Here is a 16,694-nt window from a genome sequence, read left to right on the forward strand (position 1 = left end):
GCTGACGAGAGAGGGAGGAATGACAAAGTGGAGACCCGGGATTACTTAATCAAACCGATGTTGAATCAGCATTATCCTGTGGCTGTGAAAGGAGAGGGGATTTATTTATATGATCGGGACGGGAAAAAATATTTAGACGGCTCATCGGGTGCTGTCACGGCAAGTATTGGACATGGCATACGAGACATCATTGATGCCATGACAGAGCAAGCGGAAAAGGTGAGCTTTACGTACAGATCACAATTCACAAATGAACCAGCAGAAGAACTAGCCTATGAATTGAGTACGCTCTGCCCAGGGAACCTGAACTGGTCTTTTTTTGTCGGAAGCGGATCAGAGGCAACAGAAACCGCCATGAAAATAGCCATTCAGCATTGGCAGGAGCAGGGGAAGGCTGAGAAGAATCACATCATCTCAAGATGGATGAGTTATCACGGAATCACACTCGGTGCGCTGTCGATGTCAGGACATATTGCAAGGAGAGAGCGCTTTGAACCACTGCTCGAAAAACACCCGGTGCTGTCTCCGCCATACAGCTATCGTTCGTGGCTGCCAAAGGAAGAAAGCAAGCAGGTCGAATGGTATGTACAGGAATTTAAAACCGTCATCCAGCGTATAGGAAAAGAGAGGATTGCGGCGTTTATTGCAGAGCCGATTGTTGGAGCAGCGGGCGCGGCGCTTGTTCCGCCAGATGGATATTTTGAGGCGATGAAGCGAGTTTGTGAGGAAAACGATATTTTAATGATTGCAGATGAAGTCATGACAGGCTTTGGACGAACTGGGAAAATGTTTGCCATGGAACATTGGGGCGTCGTACCAGATATTATGGTACTCGGAAAAGGCATGAGCGCCGGCTATTCACCGATTGCGGCAGCTGTCTCAGCGGATCATGTGATTGCACCGATTCTCAGCGGATCGGGCTCTGTGATGGCAGGTCACACTTATAGCGGCAATCCGCTTTCAGCAGCCGTCTCACTGGCTGTCATTCGATATATGAAAAAACACCAGCTTTCAGAACGAGCTGATTTATCTGGCCGATATTTAATAAATGCTTTAAAGAATTTGCAAACAAATCATTCCATCATAGGAGATGTGAGAGGAAAGGGACTGCTCATTGGCATTGAGTTTGTCGCAGACCGATTATCGAAAACACCATTTCCTGCCCATGCTCAAATGACGCACTTAGTTGTGGAGACGGCCAAGCAAAATGGTTTGCTTGTTTACCCAGCAAGCGCTGGAGAGGATGGTGTGGGAGGTGCAGCGGTCATGATCGCACCGCCGCTTTCTATTACGCAGCAGGAGATGGATGAACTCATTCATTTATTCGGGCAGACAATGACGCAGGTTGAACAAGAAGTCATCAATCGAGGGTTTTTCCCATCTGCCATGTAGGGAGGAAAGATGATGAACAAAATAGCGAACTTTGATGAAGTCATCACACATTTTAGAGACGGAATGACCATCATGTTTGGCGGGTTTGGCGGTGTGGGGTCACCGCCATCATTGATCGATGCCATCCTAGAAGCCAATATCAAAGACCTGACATTGATCGGAAACGATGCAGGCTTCCCGCAAATCGGTGTTGGCAGGCTGATCACAGAAGGAAGAGTGAAGAAAATCATTGCTTCTCATATTGGTTCAAATCCAATTGCCGGGCAGAAAATGCAGGCGGGTACACTAGACGTTCTTTTTTACCCGCAGGGCATTCTAGCGGAAAAGATCCGAGCAGGCGGGATGGGTTTAGCGGGCATTGTGACAGATGTTGGCATGGATAGCCTGAATCTTGATGAGAAACAATTGGTTCCGCTAGGTGGAAAGAAGTATATTCTTGAGCCTGCGCTGACTGCGGATATTGCGATTGTGAATGCCCTCAAAGCAGATGAAGCAGGCAACCTGATTTTTGATAAAAGTGCACGGAATACAAACCCGATTGTGGCGATGGCAGGAGACTGGACCATTGCGGAAGTAGAAGAGATTGTGCCTGTGGGCAGGCTTCATCCAGAGGAAATCGTGACACCAGGCGTATTTGTGAACCAGATCGTGCAATCAAAAGGAGTGAACTGGACATGGGCATGGGAGACATCGATTTAAGACACCGCATAGCCAAACGCGCGGCACAGGAAATTGAAGATGGGATGATTGTCAATCTTGGGATCGGCATCCCGACCCTTGCAGCTGAATACATCCCAGCACATTACGAGGTGTGGCTGCATGCAGAAAACGGCATTATGGGGGCAGGCGCTTCACCAGAACGAGGAGAAGAAGATCCAAATTTGTGCAATGCCGGCGGTTTTCCCATTACGTTAACAAAAGGCGGCTCATATATGGACAGTACAACCGCTTTTGGCATCATTCGCAAAGGGATGCTGGATATGACCATTTTAGGTGCACTTGAAGTCAGCAGTCATGGTGACCTTGCCAATTGGATTGTGCCAGGGAAACGAGTGCCGGGTATGGGTGGAGCGATTGAACTAGCGCAAAAAGCGAAAAAGGTGGTGGTTGTGATGAGCCACCTTGATAAACATGGAAAATCTAAGGTGAAAGCAGCTTGCACGCTGCCTTTAACAGCTAAGTCTTGTGTGGATCTGATTATTACGGATATGGCAGTCATTGAGGTCAAGTCACAGCTGCTTATTTTGCGTGAAGTCATGCCGCCGTTTCAGCCGGAAGATGTCATGAGGGCGACAGAGGCGCCATTAATTTTAGCGCCTGATGTCAAATCTGTTGTGTAGAAAGGATGACCGACTTGCAGCCAATTACTCGTATCAGAAGCTGGATGAAAGAGCATAAGGAAGAAGCCGTGACGCTTCTTCAGCAAATGGTGCAATGTGACAGCACACAAGGAAATGAGCAAGAAGTACAGCAAATCGTAGCAAATAAACTTTCTGCCATTGGCTTTGATGTTGACGTATGGGACATTGGCGGAGAAGACTTGCTGAACCATCCGTATTTTTATTCCCCAAGGCGTTCTTTTGAAGGAAGTCCCAATGTCGCCGGACGATTGAAAGGTAAAGGAGGCGGCAAATCCATTTTATTAAATGGGCATGTGGATGTTGTGCCAGCAGGAGATCACAAACAATGGACATATCCGCCCTACAGCGGGCATATCATAAACGGGAGACTTTATGGACGCGGGGCAACAGATATGAAAGGTGGAAACGTTTCTTTACTCTTTGCACTTGAGGCACTGCATTCGCTTCAGATTCCGCTGAAAGGAGATGTCGTATTTCATAGTGTTGTCGAAGAAGAGAGCGGCGGCGCAGGCACCCTTGCAGCCATACTAAGAGGATATACCGCAGATGCAGCCATCATTCCAGAGCCAAGTCATATGAAAATCTTTCCGATTCAGCAAGGATCTAAATGGTTCAGACTGCATATTAAAGGAAGGGCTGCTCATGGCGGAACAAGATATCACGGCGTTTCTGCTATTGAAAAGAGTACGATTGTCCTTTCACATATAGCGGCACTTGAAGAAGAAAGAAATCAGCGAATCACCGAGCCGCTGTTTCAGCATATCCCAATCCCGATCCCAATCAATATCGGGAAAATTCAAGGCGGTGAATGGCCATCTTCTGTAGCAGACCTTGTCACAATGGAAGGCAGGCTCGGGGTGATGCCGGGTGAAACGGTAGAACAGGCAGAGAAGGAATTAGAAAATTGGATGGCAGGCCTCGGGGAAAAAGATGAATGGTTCCAAGAACATCCTGTTGAAGTCGAATGGTTTGGTGCAAGGTGGCTTCCGGGTTCAATCGATACGGATCATCCGCTTTTAGGTATATTGAAGGAACAATATGAAGCGGTCATGAATCAGCCGCCGAAGATCGAAGCCGCCCCTTGGGGAACGGACGGCGGATTACTGTCACAGGCGGCAGGTATTCCGATCATCGTGTTTGGACCGGGAACAACGGAGCTTGCCCATTTTCCGAATGAATCCATTGACATTGAGCATGTGATTGAAGCAGCAGAAATTATTGCAGGGACAATGGTCGAATGGTGTGAATCAGCGGAATGAGATGAAAATGATCACAAAAAAAGAAGGCTGCCTTACTCAGCCTTCTCTTTATGTGTGTTCTGCTGCTCACACATATATGTCACTGGACAAAAACGAAGAATGCCAGATCCCAGTTTCATACCGCCAAACATGATGCTGAGAAGCAGCATTTTACTCCATGGTTTTCTAGCATATAAGGATCCAGCCACAGTACATATTGTCATTCCGCAGGCAATTCTAATGAGCGCTTCCATTAAGCCGAGATTAGGTTTCATTGAAGGTGAATCTCCTTTTTTAAATTATTTTAAGTGTGATTTCAAGAAATTGTAACGTTTCATTAATGCGTAACGTGGTTCGTTATGTTACGATAGGGCTAATACAAATGAAGGAGAGTATGTGAATGTCCGAACGTACTTTTAATTGGAGAAACAATGACATCCGCACACAAATCGATGTAGTCGACTCAAAAATAGTTCCAACACTCCTTTTAACGAATGGACTCGTGCTTAACCCGTTTTTGAAGCAATGGGTGAAGGCAAATATTTGGATACATGATGATCGAATTGTTTATGTCGGAGCAGAGCTTCCTCAAAATAAATCAGCTAAACTTGTGATTGATTGTGAAGGGAAATACATTGTGCCTGGGTATATAGAGCCTCACGCGCACCCGTTCCATATTTATAATCCCCAATCACTTGCAGAATATGTGTCTCAATTTGGCACAACAACAATGGTCAGCGATAACTTATTTCTTCTTTTGCAAAGCAATGAAAAGAAAGCGCTTTCCACTCTGTGTGAATTAAAAAAGCAGCCATTTCAGTATTTCTGGTGGTCCAGATACGATCTTCAAACGGAAGTCAGATACGAAGATGAGATGCTGCCAATCAACTACCGGAAGGAATGGATTGATCATCCTGACGTCCTCCAAGGCGGCGAATTAACAAGCTGGCCAAGATTGATGGACGGTGATGATCTCATTTTATATTGCATGCAAGAAACGAAGAAGCAGAGAAAACGAATTGAAGGGCATTTCCCTGGAGCTTCTGAGAAAACGCTAACAAAAATGAAGCTGTTTGGCGCTGACAGTGATCATGAAGCGATGAATGCGGATGATGTGTTAAAACGCTTGTCCCTTGGCTATCATGTTTCATTGCGGCATTCTTCGATCCGTCCAGATTTAGTGAACATTTTAAGAGAACTGCATGAGCGTGACTTTAGACACTATGACCACTTTTTCTATACAACAGATGGTGCTGCCCCTCACTTTTATGAGGAAGGCATGATTAACCGTTTGATTTCAATTGCCCTTGAAGAAGGCGTGCCGATCATTGATGCGTATAATATGGCGACATTTAACATTGCAAAATACTATCAAATTGATGATTTACTAGGCGTTGTTGGTCCAGGCCGGCTGGCTTCTTTGAATATTTTAGATGATCCATTGAACCCAAATCCTGAAACGGTCATATCTAAAGGGGTTATTCTCAAATTAGATGGCGAGAACCAGCATCAATTCCAAGAAACAAAATGGGAAAATGGCGGGCTGGCTCCATTAGATTTAAGCTACGACCTCACGATGAGTGATTTGCAATTCTCTATGCCGCTAGGTGTCAAGATGAGAAATGCCGTTATTATGGAGCCTTATACAGTGGAAATTGATAACTCTATCAACCAGCTGTCATGTGATCATGATCAAAGCTTTTTTAGCCTGATTGACCGAAAAGGCGAGTGGCGTGTGAATACGATGCTAAAAGGGTTCGCAAATAAAGTGCAGGGCTTTGTCAGCTCATTTTCGCTCACGGGTGACATTTTAGTGATCGGGAAAAATAAAGAGGATATGATGCTGGCTCATAAGCGGATGAAAGAAATTGGCGGGGGAATCGTACTCACAGAGAACGGGAAAATTTTGCACGAAATCCCGCTGCAATTATCAGGCTGTGCATCGGCAGAACCGTTTGAGACTGTTCTTCAGCAGGAACAAACATTGCGCGAGCTGCTCATTGAGCGCGGTTATCCATTTGACTGCCCAATTGATACACTTGTCTTTTTCCAAAGTACACATTTACCGTATATTCGAGTGACACCAAGAGGAATATTTGATGTCATGAAAAAAACTGTACTCTTTCCGTCTATAATGCGTTAAAATATAACAGAGTGAAGCTGTATCATCTTTGCCGCATTTCTGACTGCTGTTATAGGGCAGAAGTGAGCCATGGTTCTCTTCACTGCCATGTAAGTGAAAATGATCTTATGTGGAGCTGTTGACAAAGCAGAGGGCTTTGACATGACGAATGAAGTACTCTAATTGTAAAATGATTCTGTCGGTTACGCTGACCGGCCAACATATTTTGAATGATTGAGCAAGGCGGGGCGCACTTTTGTGGTCTCGCCGAGCTTTCCGCAAAGCCTGTATATGAGGGCAGAAGACCTAACCAAGCAGAAGTCATCTTTATACCGGAAGCAAACAAGTTTGTCAGATTGTCATACAAGGAAAATGACAGAACTTGTCGAATTTGTTTACGATAAAGAAGCTTCGGCTTACGAAAGAACCTGACGGCATTTTCAGCGTAGAACCAAACCTGTCATGATCTGTTCAAAGCTCATTGCTAAGGTTTTAAAAAATTTAGTCAGGAAAGATACCGCTTTCTCAGAAGAAGATCTTGAGAAGCGGTGGGGCAATAGTAAAGGAGAAGATGTATTAAGATGCAAATTGATAAATTAAGGGGCAAAAGCTTAGATCAGTTATTCAACTCCATCTTATCCCTTAAAGACCTGGAAGAATGTTATCGATTCTTTGATGATTTGTGTACCATCAATGAAATCCAATCTTTATCACAGCGTCTTGAAGTAGCGCGTATGCTTCGCGAGGGAAACACGTATCATAAAATTGAGACGGAAACAGGTGCAAGCACTGCAACCATCTCACGTGTCAAACGCTGCTTGAACTATGGAAACGATGCCTATACGATGGCTCTTGACCGCGTAGCCGAACAGCAGGAAAATAACGAAACAAAATAAAGCAGCTTTCACTGTAAACAATCCGTTTCACAAAAAATGGACTTGTTTGCAGTTTTTTTATGGAGATCGTCTTGAAGGCGGGCAGGGACTGATAAATTGTCCCTGTTTTTTTACTTTAGCTCGCCCATAAACCATCTTTCTCCTTCATAGGAGATGTCATCTTCGCCAGTGATGATTTCCTTAAACCCTACTGTTTGCATGTCCTTTGAAACAGATAACCCCCATTCCCTTTGAAAGTCTCTTTCAGCGGGAAGAGGCAGCCATTTCTGATCGTCATCATGTCTATCGAAAAAGTTTTGAAAATAGGCATCATCTTTAAACACAATAATTTGCGATCCCCAAAATCCAGGGACATCTACTGCAACTACTACACGATATGATTCACTGTCATTTGGTTTTAGATCAATAAGATGTTCAGCTCTATTTAATAGGGTTTGAATGCATAATCGCTTTATCTTTTTCGGTGTTTTGCTTGAGGAGATAAAATCATAAGCAACTGGTAGAGGCAGGTGCCAATAGCCATGTTCGATATCTGCCGGGAACTTCTGTGTATTTGCCTCGATTCTTGTGACCATTTGATCAGTCTTCCGTTTCCTTCCGCGAACCTTTTTTTCACGCATGCTCCAGCTCTCCGTTCAGTCACTTTTTTAAGTTCTTTATACGCGATTGAGCGAAAATGTCAATAAAAAAAGGCGCGTTTCCGCACCTTTTCGAGCTAGACAGATGGCTGTGTGCCTGAGAACATTGGCACTTCGCTTGTCTGGCCATTCTCTTGTCTAAAGATAATATGTTTTTCATTAAAATGAATAGGCGATTCTATTCCCGCAGCTGCGGATAAGTTAAACAAACCTTCTCTAAGAGACAGGATATAATTGCATACTCGGTATTTTTTTTCTTCAATCGATAAACCCTTTTGCAGCTTGGGATCCGTCGTGGCGACTCCGACTGGGCATTTATTCGTGTGGCAGACTTGTGCGCGAATGCATCCGACTGAAAACATGAGTCCTCTGGCAATATTCACAAAATCAGCTCCCATTGAAAGGGCAATCGCAATTTTATCAGGCGAGAGAAGTTTGCCAGAAGCAAAGAGCTTCACTTGATCTCTGACACCGTATTCTTTCAAAATTTGATGAACCATTGGGAGTGCCGTGAAAATGGGAAGCCCGGCAGAATCCGCCAATTCATGAAAGGACGCCCCTGTCCCGCCTTCTCCGCCATCAACTGTAATGAAATCAGGATGTTTCCCGCTTTTTTTCATATAGCTCGCAAGCTCTTCAATATTTTCTTTATGTCCGACAACAAGTTTGATTCCAACTGGCTTTCCGCCTATACTCCGCAGCTCCTCAATGAAATCAAACATGTCAGGAATGGAGTGGAACATCTCAAAACGGTTGGGGCTGTCAATGGACTGGTGAGGCGGCAATTTACGGATGTTCGCAATTTCTTCCGTGACTTTTTCGCCATCAATATGACCGCCGCGTGTTTTTGCTCCTTGTGCCAGCTTGAGTTCGAAGGCTTTAACTTCCTCGTGTTCGCTTTTTTTCTTGAATTCTTCAAAGGAAAATTCGCCATCCTCTGTTCTGACGCCAAATAAACCGGGCCCAATCTGGCAAATGATATCTGCGCCGCCTTTGAGATGATAAGGAGAAAGACCGCCTTCGCCTGTGTTCATCCACGTACCGCCGGCCATTTTTAATCCTGAGGATAGAGCTGTAATCGCCCTGTCGCCTAAGGAGCCGTAGCTCATGGCAGATTGCCCGATCAGTCCTTTTACATGAAAAGGCTTTTGACATGTGTGTTCACCAATGACTTGTACATCCTCTTGATGGAGAAAGTAAGGATTTGCTTCAACTTCTTTGACATGTTCACTTCTTCGCAGTAAATTGTCTTGATCAATCTGATATACTTTTGTCTTGATTTTTTCAGATTGATCGATTCGTAGTTCATCTCGCTGCTTTGGAAACAGGACGTTTCGAATGTAATAGCCTGGCTTGTCAAAATCACGTTTTGATCCAAAACCCATCGTCCGGCTTTTGTACTTCCCAGACATGACTGCCTGCTCGTATTCTCTTCTTGAGAAGGGCAGCTCCTCTCGGTCATTCAGAAAGAGATATTGGCGAAGCTCAGGTCCTATTTTTTCAAAGATAAACCGCAGCTTTCCAATGACCGGATAATTTCGCAGAACTGAATGCTCTTCTTGTTTTTCATCCCTCATCCAAATCCAGATTAATAGAATGATTGGGATGATCAAAAAAATGATTAGCAATGTGCCGATGACAATTAAGGTTGTGGTCACGAAGATCCCCTCTTTTCTCTTTCATTGCTGTTGTTATTCCACTTTTTAATGAAAGAGAAACCACATCAACATATTGTGACGTTTAGAAATGAAAAGGCCGGGTAACTTACAAATAAGATCATAAGGGGAGGGAACATACATGAATAAGCGTCCAAATGCGTATGTACTTGCAGGATTAGGGGTTGGAGGAGCTGTGTTATTAGCGGTAAAAAATAAACAGCATCTGAAAAAATGGGCAAGCATGTTCCGGTCAGATGAAAAGGTTCCTGAAAAAGCCGGCCACCCAGATCCATTAGATATCCAAGACAACAAGATGGTCGACGAAGGGGCCATGACATCCGTCCATTATTTTAATGAAGTGAGACAATAGTTTGAAAAAACCGTTTTGAAAGATCAAAACGGTTTTTTTCTTGTGATGTTATAGCGAAGAGGATCGACAATGGTAAAACCGGTCAGCCCATTGTGATCAGATGTCGAGAATTGAAATTCAATGCCTGACAGATGATAGGTTGAGAGAATTTCCTGATCCGTCAAACGTAAAGAAAGCTTATCCTCATACACCGGTACGTTCCGCAGGACTTCGGATTCTTCCGCAAATAACTCCAAGCCAGCCACCCGGCCTTCTTCATCGATATCTACATTGACACATTCATTGACATCTAATTCAATGGTTTCTTTGATTTTCATATGCTCCGCTTGCGGGGTGATATAGATGTAACCGATGTCTATATTTTGTTCGTATGTAATCGTTCTTTTCAACTGAGTCACCTCTGCTCAATAGATGGTTTTTAAATCTATAGTAAAATATTCCTTTATTGTATAATGGCATGTGACAAAGTGCCAAAATATCAACCTCTTTCAGCTCCTCTTCGAGTGAATTTTTTATCTATTCTCCAGCAATTTTTTCTAAAGTCACAATCACCCATTTTCAAAAGAATGAAACTTTTAGCGAAAGGAGGTTACCCATTTTTTGCGGCCTTTGATTTTGTTATAATATTTAAATGGAATGAAACGAATGGAGGAACGTTTTTCATGTATGATGTTACCGAGTGGAAGCATGTCTTTAAACTCGATCCAAATAAAGAAATTTCCGATGAACAGCTAGAAGCAATTTGCGAATCTGGGACGGATGCCATATTGATTGGCGGAAGTGATCATGTGACAGAGGACAACGTGCTTCAATTGATGTCAAAGGTCCGCCGGTTTCTTGTGCCTTGTGTGCTCGAAATCTCCACACATGAGATGATTGTGCCTGGCTTTGATCTGTATTTCATCCCGACTGTCTTAAACAGCTCTCACCCTGACTGGATTGTTGGGCTCCATAAGGACGCGATGAAGGAATTCGGTGATTTGATGTCAATGGAAGAGATTGTGCCTGAAGGTTATGTGATCTTAAATGAAGATTGTAAAGCGGCCAAGCTTACAGAGGCAAATACAGCGCTTGATATCGATGACGTCAGGGCATATGCAAGAGTGGCAGAGCATTTGATGAAGCTGCCCATTTTTTATCTGGAATACAGCGGAACGCTTGGAGACATAGAACTTGTCAAAGAAACAAAAGCAGTGCTTGATGAAACAGTTCTTTTTTATGGCGGGGGCATCGAGAACGCTAAGCAGGCAAAAGACTTCTCGCAGCATGCAGACGTCGTGGTTGTAGGAAATGTCATTTATGACAATTTCAAAGAAGCACTAAAGACAGTCGAAGCAGTCAAAAAGTCATCATAGTCAAATAAGACGAAACGGGTTAAAATAGAACATAAGTTCGAATTGGCGGTGAATGGAATGAATGAAATATCGAATCATCTATTAGAAGGGCTGAATGACGCGCAGAAAGAAGCAGTCAAAGCAACAGACGGTCCTTTATTGTTGATGGCAGGAGCAGGAAGCGGGAAGACACGGGTGCTCACACATCGAATTGCCTACTTAATGGCAGAAAAGCATGTGGCGCCGTGGAACATTTTAGCGATTACATTTACAAATAAAGCAGCACGTGAAATGCGTGAACGTGTCCAGGCAATTTTAGGACCTGGCGCAGATGACATCTGGATCTCTACGTTCCACAGTATGTGTGTCCGTATTTTAAGGCGCGATATTGACCGTATTGGTGTGAATCGCAACTTCTCTATTTTAGACACATCTGACCAGCTTTCAGTTATTAAAAACATTTTAAAAGAACGGAATATCGACCCTAAAAAGTTCGACCCACGCAGCATTTTAGGATCGATCAGCAGTGCAAAAAACGAACTCATTGACGCAGAGGAATACGCCAAAACAGCAGGTGATTTCTATGATCAAGTGGTCAGCGATGTCTATACAGATTATCAAAAGCGTCTACTTAAAAATCAATCACTCGATTTCGATGATTTAATTATGATGACGATTCGTTTGTTTGAGCGCATCCCTGAAGTATTAGAGCACTATCAGCGGAAATTCCAATACATTCATGTGGATGAGTATCAGGATACGAACAGAGCGCAGTACATGCTTGTGAAACTGCTCGCGCAGCGTTTTCAAAATATATGTGTTGTCGGTGACTCGGATCAGTCTATTTATCGCTGGCGCGGAGCGGATATTACAAACATTCTTTCCTTTGAAAAAGATTATCCATCCAGTGAAGTGATTCTGCTTGAGCAGAATTACAGATCGACGAAACGCATTTTGCATGCCGCAAATACGGTCATTCAAAACAATGCAAACCGGAAGCCGAAAAATCTTTGGACAGAAAATGATGAAGGGGCAAAGATTGCCTATTATCGTGCAGATAATGAATTCGGTGAGGGACAATTTGTCGCAGGAAAGATTCGCCAGCTTCATCAGAGCGGAAAGCGCAAATTATCCGATTTTGCGATCCTTTACCGGACCAATGCCCAGTCTCGTGTCATAGAGGAAACATTAATGAAAGCCAACATTCAATACAACATTGTCGGCGGCACGAAGTTCTATGACAGAAAAGAGATCAAGGACATTTTGGCATACTTACGCCTAGTGGCAAACCCAGATGACGATATTAGTTTTGCACGAATTGTCAACGTACCAAAGCGCGGAATCGGTGCGACATCTGTTGATAAAATTGCAGCATATGCGGAGATGAATGACCTGTCTATGTTTGAAGCGCTTGGTCAGGTGGATTTCATTGGACTGAGTGCAAGAGCGGCCAATGCACTTGATGAGTTCAAACAGCTCATTGATCAAATGACGAACATGCAGGATTATTTATCTGTCACTGAATTAACAGAAGAAATCCTAGAGAAAACAGGCTATCGTGAAGCGCTGAAGCTCGAAAAAACGATTGAGGCACAAAGCCGCTTAGAAAATATTGACGAGTTTCTATCCGTCACTAAGAACTTTGAAGAACAAAATGAGGACAAGTCACTTGTGACCTTCTTGACAGATCTTGCCCTTGTCGCAGACATTGATAAGCTGGATGAGAATGAAGAAGAAGATCAGGATGCTGTCATCTTAATGACTCTTCACGCCGCAAAAGGTCTAGAATTCCCTGTTGTTTTCTTAATGGGGATGGAGGAGGGTGTTTTCCCGCACAGCCGTTCATTAATGGAAGATGCGGAGATGGAAGAAGAGCGCCGCCTCGCTTATGTAGGCATCACACGGGCTGAAGAAGAGCTTTATTTATCAAGTGCAAAAATGAGAACACTTTTCGGCCGGACGAACATGAACCTTGAATCAAGATTCATTCGAGAAATACCAGCCGATTTATTGGACAACCTAAATGAGAAAAAAGAAACAAAAACACCGTTTGGCCAAACAAGAGAAAGACCGCAAAGACGGGGACCTGTCTCACGTCCACAAACACAAACGATTCAAAACACAGGCGGCGGCAGTATTGGCTGGGCTGTGGGCGATAAAGCGGCCCATAAAAAATGGGGCGTTGGTACGGTTGTGAGTGTGAAAGGCAGCGGAGACAGCACAGAGCTTGATATTGCCTTCCCAAGCCCTACAGGCATTAAGCGTCTTCTCGCAGCATTTGCACCAATCGAGAAGCAATAAACGGATAGGACTGACAAAACGGATGAATTGAAAGGAAGAAGCAGATGGATAAAGAAGCAGCGAAACGCCGGATCGAGGAACTGCACCAGATTTTGAATCAATACAACTACGAATATCATACACTTGATCGTCCAAGTGTTCCTGACGCTGAATATGATGCGCGGATGCGTGAGCTGATTTCTCTGGAGGAAGAGCACCCTGATTTAAAAGCAGCGGATTCTCCTTCACAAAGAGTAGGTGGCGCTGTTTTAGACGCCTTCCAAAAAGTGCGTCACGGCACACCAATGCTCAGCCTAGGGAATGCGTTTAATGAACAGGACCTTCTTGATTTTGACCGCCGGGTTCGTCAAGCAGTCGGTGACGATATCGCATACAATGTCGAGCTGAAGATTGATGGACTCGCTGTTTCTCTCCGTTATGAAAATGGCGTGTTTGTCCGAGGAGCTACCCGCGGCGACGGAACAACGGGTGAGGATATTACTGAAAACCTCAAAACGATTCGTTCCATCCCGCTTAAAATCAAACGCCCTCTGTCGATTGAAGTGAGAGGCGAGGCATTTATGCCAAAACCTTCTTTTGAAGCATTAAATGAAAAAAGAATACAAAACGAAGAAGAGCCGTTTGCAAACCCGCGTAATGCGGCTGCAGGTTCACTTCGTCAACTAGATACGAAAATTGCAGCGAAACGAAACCTTGATATATTCGTCTACAGTATAGCGGAGCTTGATGAAATTGGTGTTGAAACGCAAAGCGCAGGACTTGATCTTCTCGACGAACTTGGCTTTAAAACAAACAAAGAAAGACGGATGTGCCAAACGATCGAAGAAGTCATTGACCTCATTGAAACATTAAAAGTAAAGCGTGCCGATTTCTCTTATGAAATCGATGGAATTGTCATTAAAGTCGATTCATTGGCTCAGCAGGAAGAACTCGGCTTTACAGCAAAAAGCCCGCGCTGGGCGGTTGCGTACAAGTTTCCGGCTGAAGAGGTCGTAACAAAGCTGCTTGATATTGAACTTAGTGTCGGGCGAACAGGCGTGATTACACCAACAGCAATTCTTGAGCCTGTCAAAGTAGCAGGGACGACAGTGCAGCGTGCGTCTCTTCATAATGAAGATTTGATCAAAGAAAAGGATATTCGCTATTTTGATCAAGTGATTGTGAAAAAAGCCGGCGATATTATTCCTGAAGTCGCAGGTGTCCTTGTCGATCAGCGTACAGGCGAAGAAAAGCCGTTTCACATGCCAACTGAATGTCCAGAGTGTCATAGTGAGTTGGTGCGAATCGAAGGCGAAGTGGCCCTGCGATGCATCAATCCAGAATGTCCTGCCCAAATACGTGAGGGGCTCATTCACTTCGTTTCCCGTAATGCAATGAATATTGATGGACTTGGCGAGCGGGTCATTACACAGCTCTTCAAGGAACAGCTAGTCTCTCGTGTGTCCGACCTTTACCGATTAACGAAAGAAGAGCTGATTCAGCTTGAACGAATGGGCGAAAAATCTGTTGACAATTTACTGCGTTCGATTGAGCAATCGAAAGAAAACTCTCTTGAGCGTTTACTATTTGGACTCGGTATTCGATTTATTGGGTCAAAAGCGGCAAAGACCTTGGCAATGCATTTCGAAAACATCGATCAATTAAAGCAAGCGACGAAAGAACAATTACTTGAAGTCGACGAAATTGGTGAAAAAATGGCTGATGCCGTCGTCACGTACTTTGAGAAAGAAGAAATACTCGATCTGCTAAATGAACTAAAAGAGCTTGGAGTCAATATGACCTACACAGGGCCAAAGCCGGTAAAAGCAGAAGAAAGTGATTCCTACTTTGCAGGAAAAACCATTGTGCTGACAGGAAAATTAGAAGAAATGGCTCGAAACGATGCAAAAGCAGCGATCGAAGCGTTAGGCGGCAAGCTGGCAGGTAGTGTGAGTAAAAAAACAGATCTAGTCATTGCCGGAGAAGCAGCGGGGAGTAAGCTGACAAAGGCAGAAGAACTCAATATTGAAATTTGGGACGAAGCTAAAATGCTCGAGGAGCTAAAGAAATAAGAGGAGTGTTTTCTATTGAAAAAGTTGTTATTGCTGCTGACAATGCTCACACTGGTATTGTCAGCGTGTGCACCTTTTGGGGGAAAGGAAGAGGAAGAGGTCACACAAAAAACGGATGAAACGAAGGAAACAAAGGAAACAGCCATCATCCCGATGTACAATATCTCAGACTCCTATTACAAAATGGTGCTGCCGTTTAAACAAGGAGCTGCGAGAGGTTTAACAGCGGAGCGTCTCAACACACGCTTGGACATTGATGAATTTGAAACAGGACTCATGCGCCTTGCAACAGAGTCATTTAATACAAACGACTATCTTTTCCAAGAAGGACAGCATTTAGATGAGGACACCGTTCTCAGCTGGCTGGCACGCAAAAAAACAGGCAGTGATCTGAAAAAGGCAGAAAAAGATGATAAAGACTTTAAGAATCTAGGCTTAAATCCTGCTCTTCCAAACTCAGGTTCAACAAAGTCTAAAAATGAAAATAGTCCTATCTACTTAGCTTCAATGCTAGAGCATAATTACTTAATTCGAAAAGACAAAAACAGTTTACAGCTTGGCGGAGTTGTCATTGGTCTTGCGCTGAACTCTGTTTATTATTACCGTGAAAAGATCGGTGACCCGCAGCAAGAGGTGACCATCGATTCATCGAAAAATTCAAAGAAACTTTTGGCAGAGGGTGAAAAAATCGCTGAACAAGTGGTCAAGCGCATTCGTCAAATGGACGGACTGCAAAAAGTGCCTGTCATGATTGCCCTTTATAAGCAAGCACCAAAATCATCTATCGTTCCAGGTAACTTTATCGCCAAAACGGATGTGAAAGCAGGCTCCGCTGATATTGGAAATTGGGATACGATCAAAGAGGAGAATGTATTCTTCCCTTCAGATAATGCGAAAAGCAGCTACAAAGATGATTCAGAGCGATTTGACCGCTTCAAGACAAAGGTCGAAGACTACTTCCCGAATTACACTGGTGTTGTAGGAAAAGGTTTTTACAAGAACGGCAACCTGCAAAAAATGAAAATCGAAATTCCAATGCAGTTCTATGGAAAAACGGAAGTCGTAGCCTTCACACAATATTTAACCGGGGAAGTTATGGATTACTACAAGAGTACCAATATCGAAATCAACATCACATCTTCTGATCAACAAGAAGCCCTGATCACGAAAAATGCTGAAGACAAAGAACCAACTGTTCATATATATGACTAAATAAGAGGGAATTCCAAACTCTTGTCAAAATATTAGTAGAAACCAAGAAGAAAGGCAGGTATGTTGATGCTCGTATAATGCTGATTACCGTCAAGAACATGTAAAAAGACGATAAAAGGAG

At 43.8% G+C, this 16,694-nt stretch carries 15 protein-coding genes; 11 read left to right on the top strand and 4 right to left on the bottom strand.

All coding sequences use genetic code 11. The features are described 5' to 3' along the window. Positions 1-27: 27 nt before the first annotated feature. From ACLGGR_RS17120 to ACLGGR_RS17135, 4 genes are read left to right on the top strand one after another with little or no spacing between them, the layout of a single operon-like run. Positions 28-1,392 (top strand): aspartate aminotransferase family protein, encoded by a 1,365-nt coding sequence (locus tag ACLGGR_RS17120; RefSeq protein WP_410973539.1) that lies wholly within the window; start codon positions 28-30, stop codon positions 1,390-1,392. 12 nt (positions 1,393-1,404) lie between these two features. Further along, positions 1,405-2,091: a CoA transferase subunit A gene (locus ACLGGR_RS17125; RefSeq protein ID WP_410973540.1), complete on the top strand. Its 687-nt coding sequence runs from the start codon at positions 1,405-1,407 to the stop codon at positions 2,089-2,091. Beyond that, positions 2,067-2,732, top strand: coding sequence for a 3-oxoacid CoA-transferase subunit B (locus ACLGGR_RS17130; RefSeq protein ID WP_410973541.1), 666 nt, complete (start codon positions 2,067-2,069; stop codon positions 2,730-2,732). The genes ACLGGR_RS17125 and ACLGGR_RS17130 overlap by 25 nt, the downstream gene beginning before the upstream one ends. Before the next feature lie 14 nt (positions 2,733-2,746). Beyond that, positions 2,747-4,012 (top strand): peptidase, encoded by a 1,266-nt coding sequence (locus ACLGGR_RS17135; RefSeq protein WP_410973542.1) that lies wholly within the window; start codon positions 2,747-2,749, stop codon positions 4,010-4,012. Positions 4,013-4,044: 32 nt separating this feature from the next. Here the strand turns inward: ACLGGR_RS17135 and ACLGGR_RS17140 are convergent, their stop codons facing one another. Continuing rightward, positions 4,045-4,266, bottom strand: a complete 222-nt coding sequence (locus ACLGGR_RS17140) for a YgaP family membrane protein (protein WP_142946424.1) — start codon at positions 4,264-4,266, stop codon at positions 4,045-4,047. Positions 4,267-4,391: 125 nt separating this feature from the next. Here ACLGGR_RS17140 and ACLGGR_RS17145 point away from each other — a divergent pair, with 125 nt between their 5' ends. Further along, entirely contained in the window at positions 4,392-6,134 is a 1,743-nt protein-coding gene (locus ACLGGR_RS17145; RefSeq protein WP_410973543.1) for an adenine deaminase C-terminal domain-containing protein, read from the top strand. Between the two features lie 560 nt (positions 6,135-6,694). After that, a complete protein-coding gene (locus tag ACLGGR_RS17150; protein WP_024424524.1) occupies positions 6,695-7,009 on the top strand; it encodes a YerC/YecD family TrpR-related protein in 315 nt (104 codons plus the stop codon). A 110-nt stretch (positions 7,010-7,119) separates the two neighbouring features. Here the strand turns inward: ACLGGR_RS17150 and ACLGGR_RS17155 are convergent, their stop codons facing one another. After that, positions 7,120-7,629: a DUF3916 domain-containing protein gene (locus ACLGGR_RS17155; protein ID WP_410973544.1), complete on the bottom strand. Its 510-nt coding sequence runs from the start codon at positions 7,627-7,629 to the stop codon at positions 7,120-7,122. Between the two features lie 95 nt (positions 7,630-7,724). Then, the gene (locus ACLGGR_RS17160; RefSeq protein ID WP_410973545.1) at positions 7,725-9,305 is read right to left on the bottom strand and encodes an FMN-binding glutamate synthase family protein; all 1,581 of its coding nucleotides are present in this window, start codon (positions 9,303-9,305) and stop codon (positions 7,725-7,727) included. Between the two features lie 139 nt (positions 9,306-9,444). Here ACLGGR_RS17160 and ACLGGR_RS17165 point away from each other — a divergent pair, with 139 nt between their 5' ends. Then, positions 9,445-9,675, top strand: coding sequence for a hypothetical protein (locus ACLGGR_RS17165; protein WP_017366762.1), 231 nt, complete (start codon positions 9,445-9,447; stop codon positions 9,673-9,675). Positions 9,676-9,698: 23 nt separating this feature from the next. On the opposite strand, the gene ACLGGR_RS17170 is transcribed toward ACLGGR_RS17165, so the two are convergent. Then, a complete protein-coding gene (locus tag ACLGGR_RS17170) occupies positions 9,699-10,064 on the bottom strand; it encodes a DUF2283 domain-containing protein (RefSeq protein ID WP_410973546.1) in 366 nt (121 codons plus the stop codon). 273 nt (positions 10,065-10,337) lie between these two features. On the opposite strand from ACLGGR_RS17170, the gene pcrB reads away from it, so the two are divergent. From pcrB to ACLGGR_RS17190, 4 genes are read left to right on the top strand one after another with little or no spacing between them, the layout of a single operon-like run. Further along, positions 10,338-11,030, top strand: a complete 693-nt coding sequence (gene pcrB / locus ACLGGR_RS17175) for a heptaprenylglyceryl phosphate synthase (protein ID WP_048239995.1) — start codon at positions 10,338-10,340, stop codon at positions 11,028-11,030. A 57-nt stretch (positions 11,031-11,087) separates the two neighbouring features. Continuing rightward, positions 11,088-13,310 carry a DNA helicase PcrA gene (pcrA, locus tag ACLGGR_RS17180; protein ID WP_024426683.1) on the top strand — a complete coding sequence of 741 codons (2,223 nt, stop codon included), beginning with the start codon at positions 11,088-11,090 and terminating at the stop codon, positions 13,308-13,310. Between the two features lie 44 nt (positions 13,311-13,354). Further along, the gene (ligA, locus tag ACLGGR_RS17185) at positions 13,355-15,361 is read left to right on the top strand and encodes an NAD-dependent DNA ligase LigA (protein ID WP_046314111.1); all 2,007 of its coding nucleotides are present in this window, start codon (positions 13,355-13,357) and stop codon (positions 15,359-15,361) included. A gap of 15 nt (positions 15,362-15,376) precedes the next feature. Next, the gene (locus tag ACLGGR_RS17190; protein ID WP_111291427.1) at positions 15,377-16,573 is read left to right on the top strand and encodes a CamS family sex pheromone protein; all 1,197 of its coding nucleotides are present in this window, start codon (positions 15,377-15,379) and stop codon (positions 16,571-16,573) included. The last annotated feature ends 121 nt before the right edge of the window (positions 16,574-16,694 follow it).

Origin of the sequence: Bacillus sp. BD48 (assembly GCF_046566805.1) — a bacterium.
Taxonomy (GTDB): domain Bacteria; phylum Bacillota; class Bacilli; order Bacillales; family Bacillaceae; genus Bacillus; species Bacillus safensis.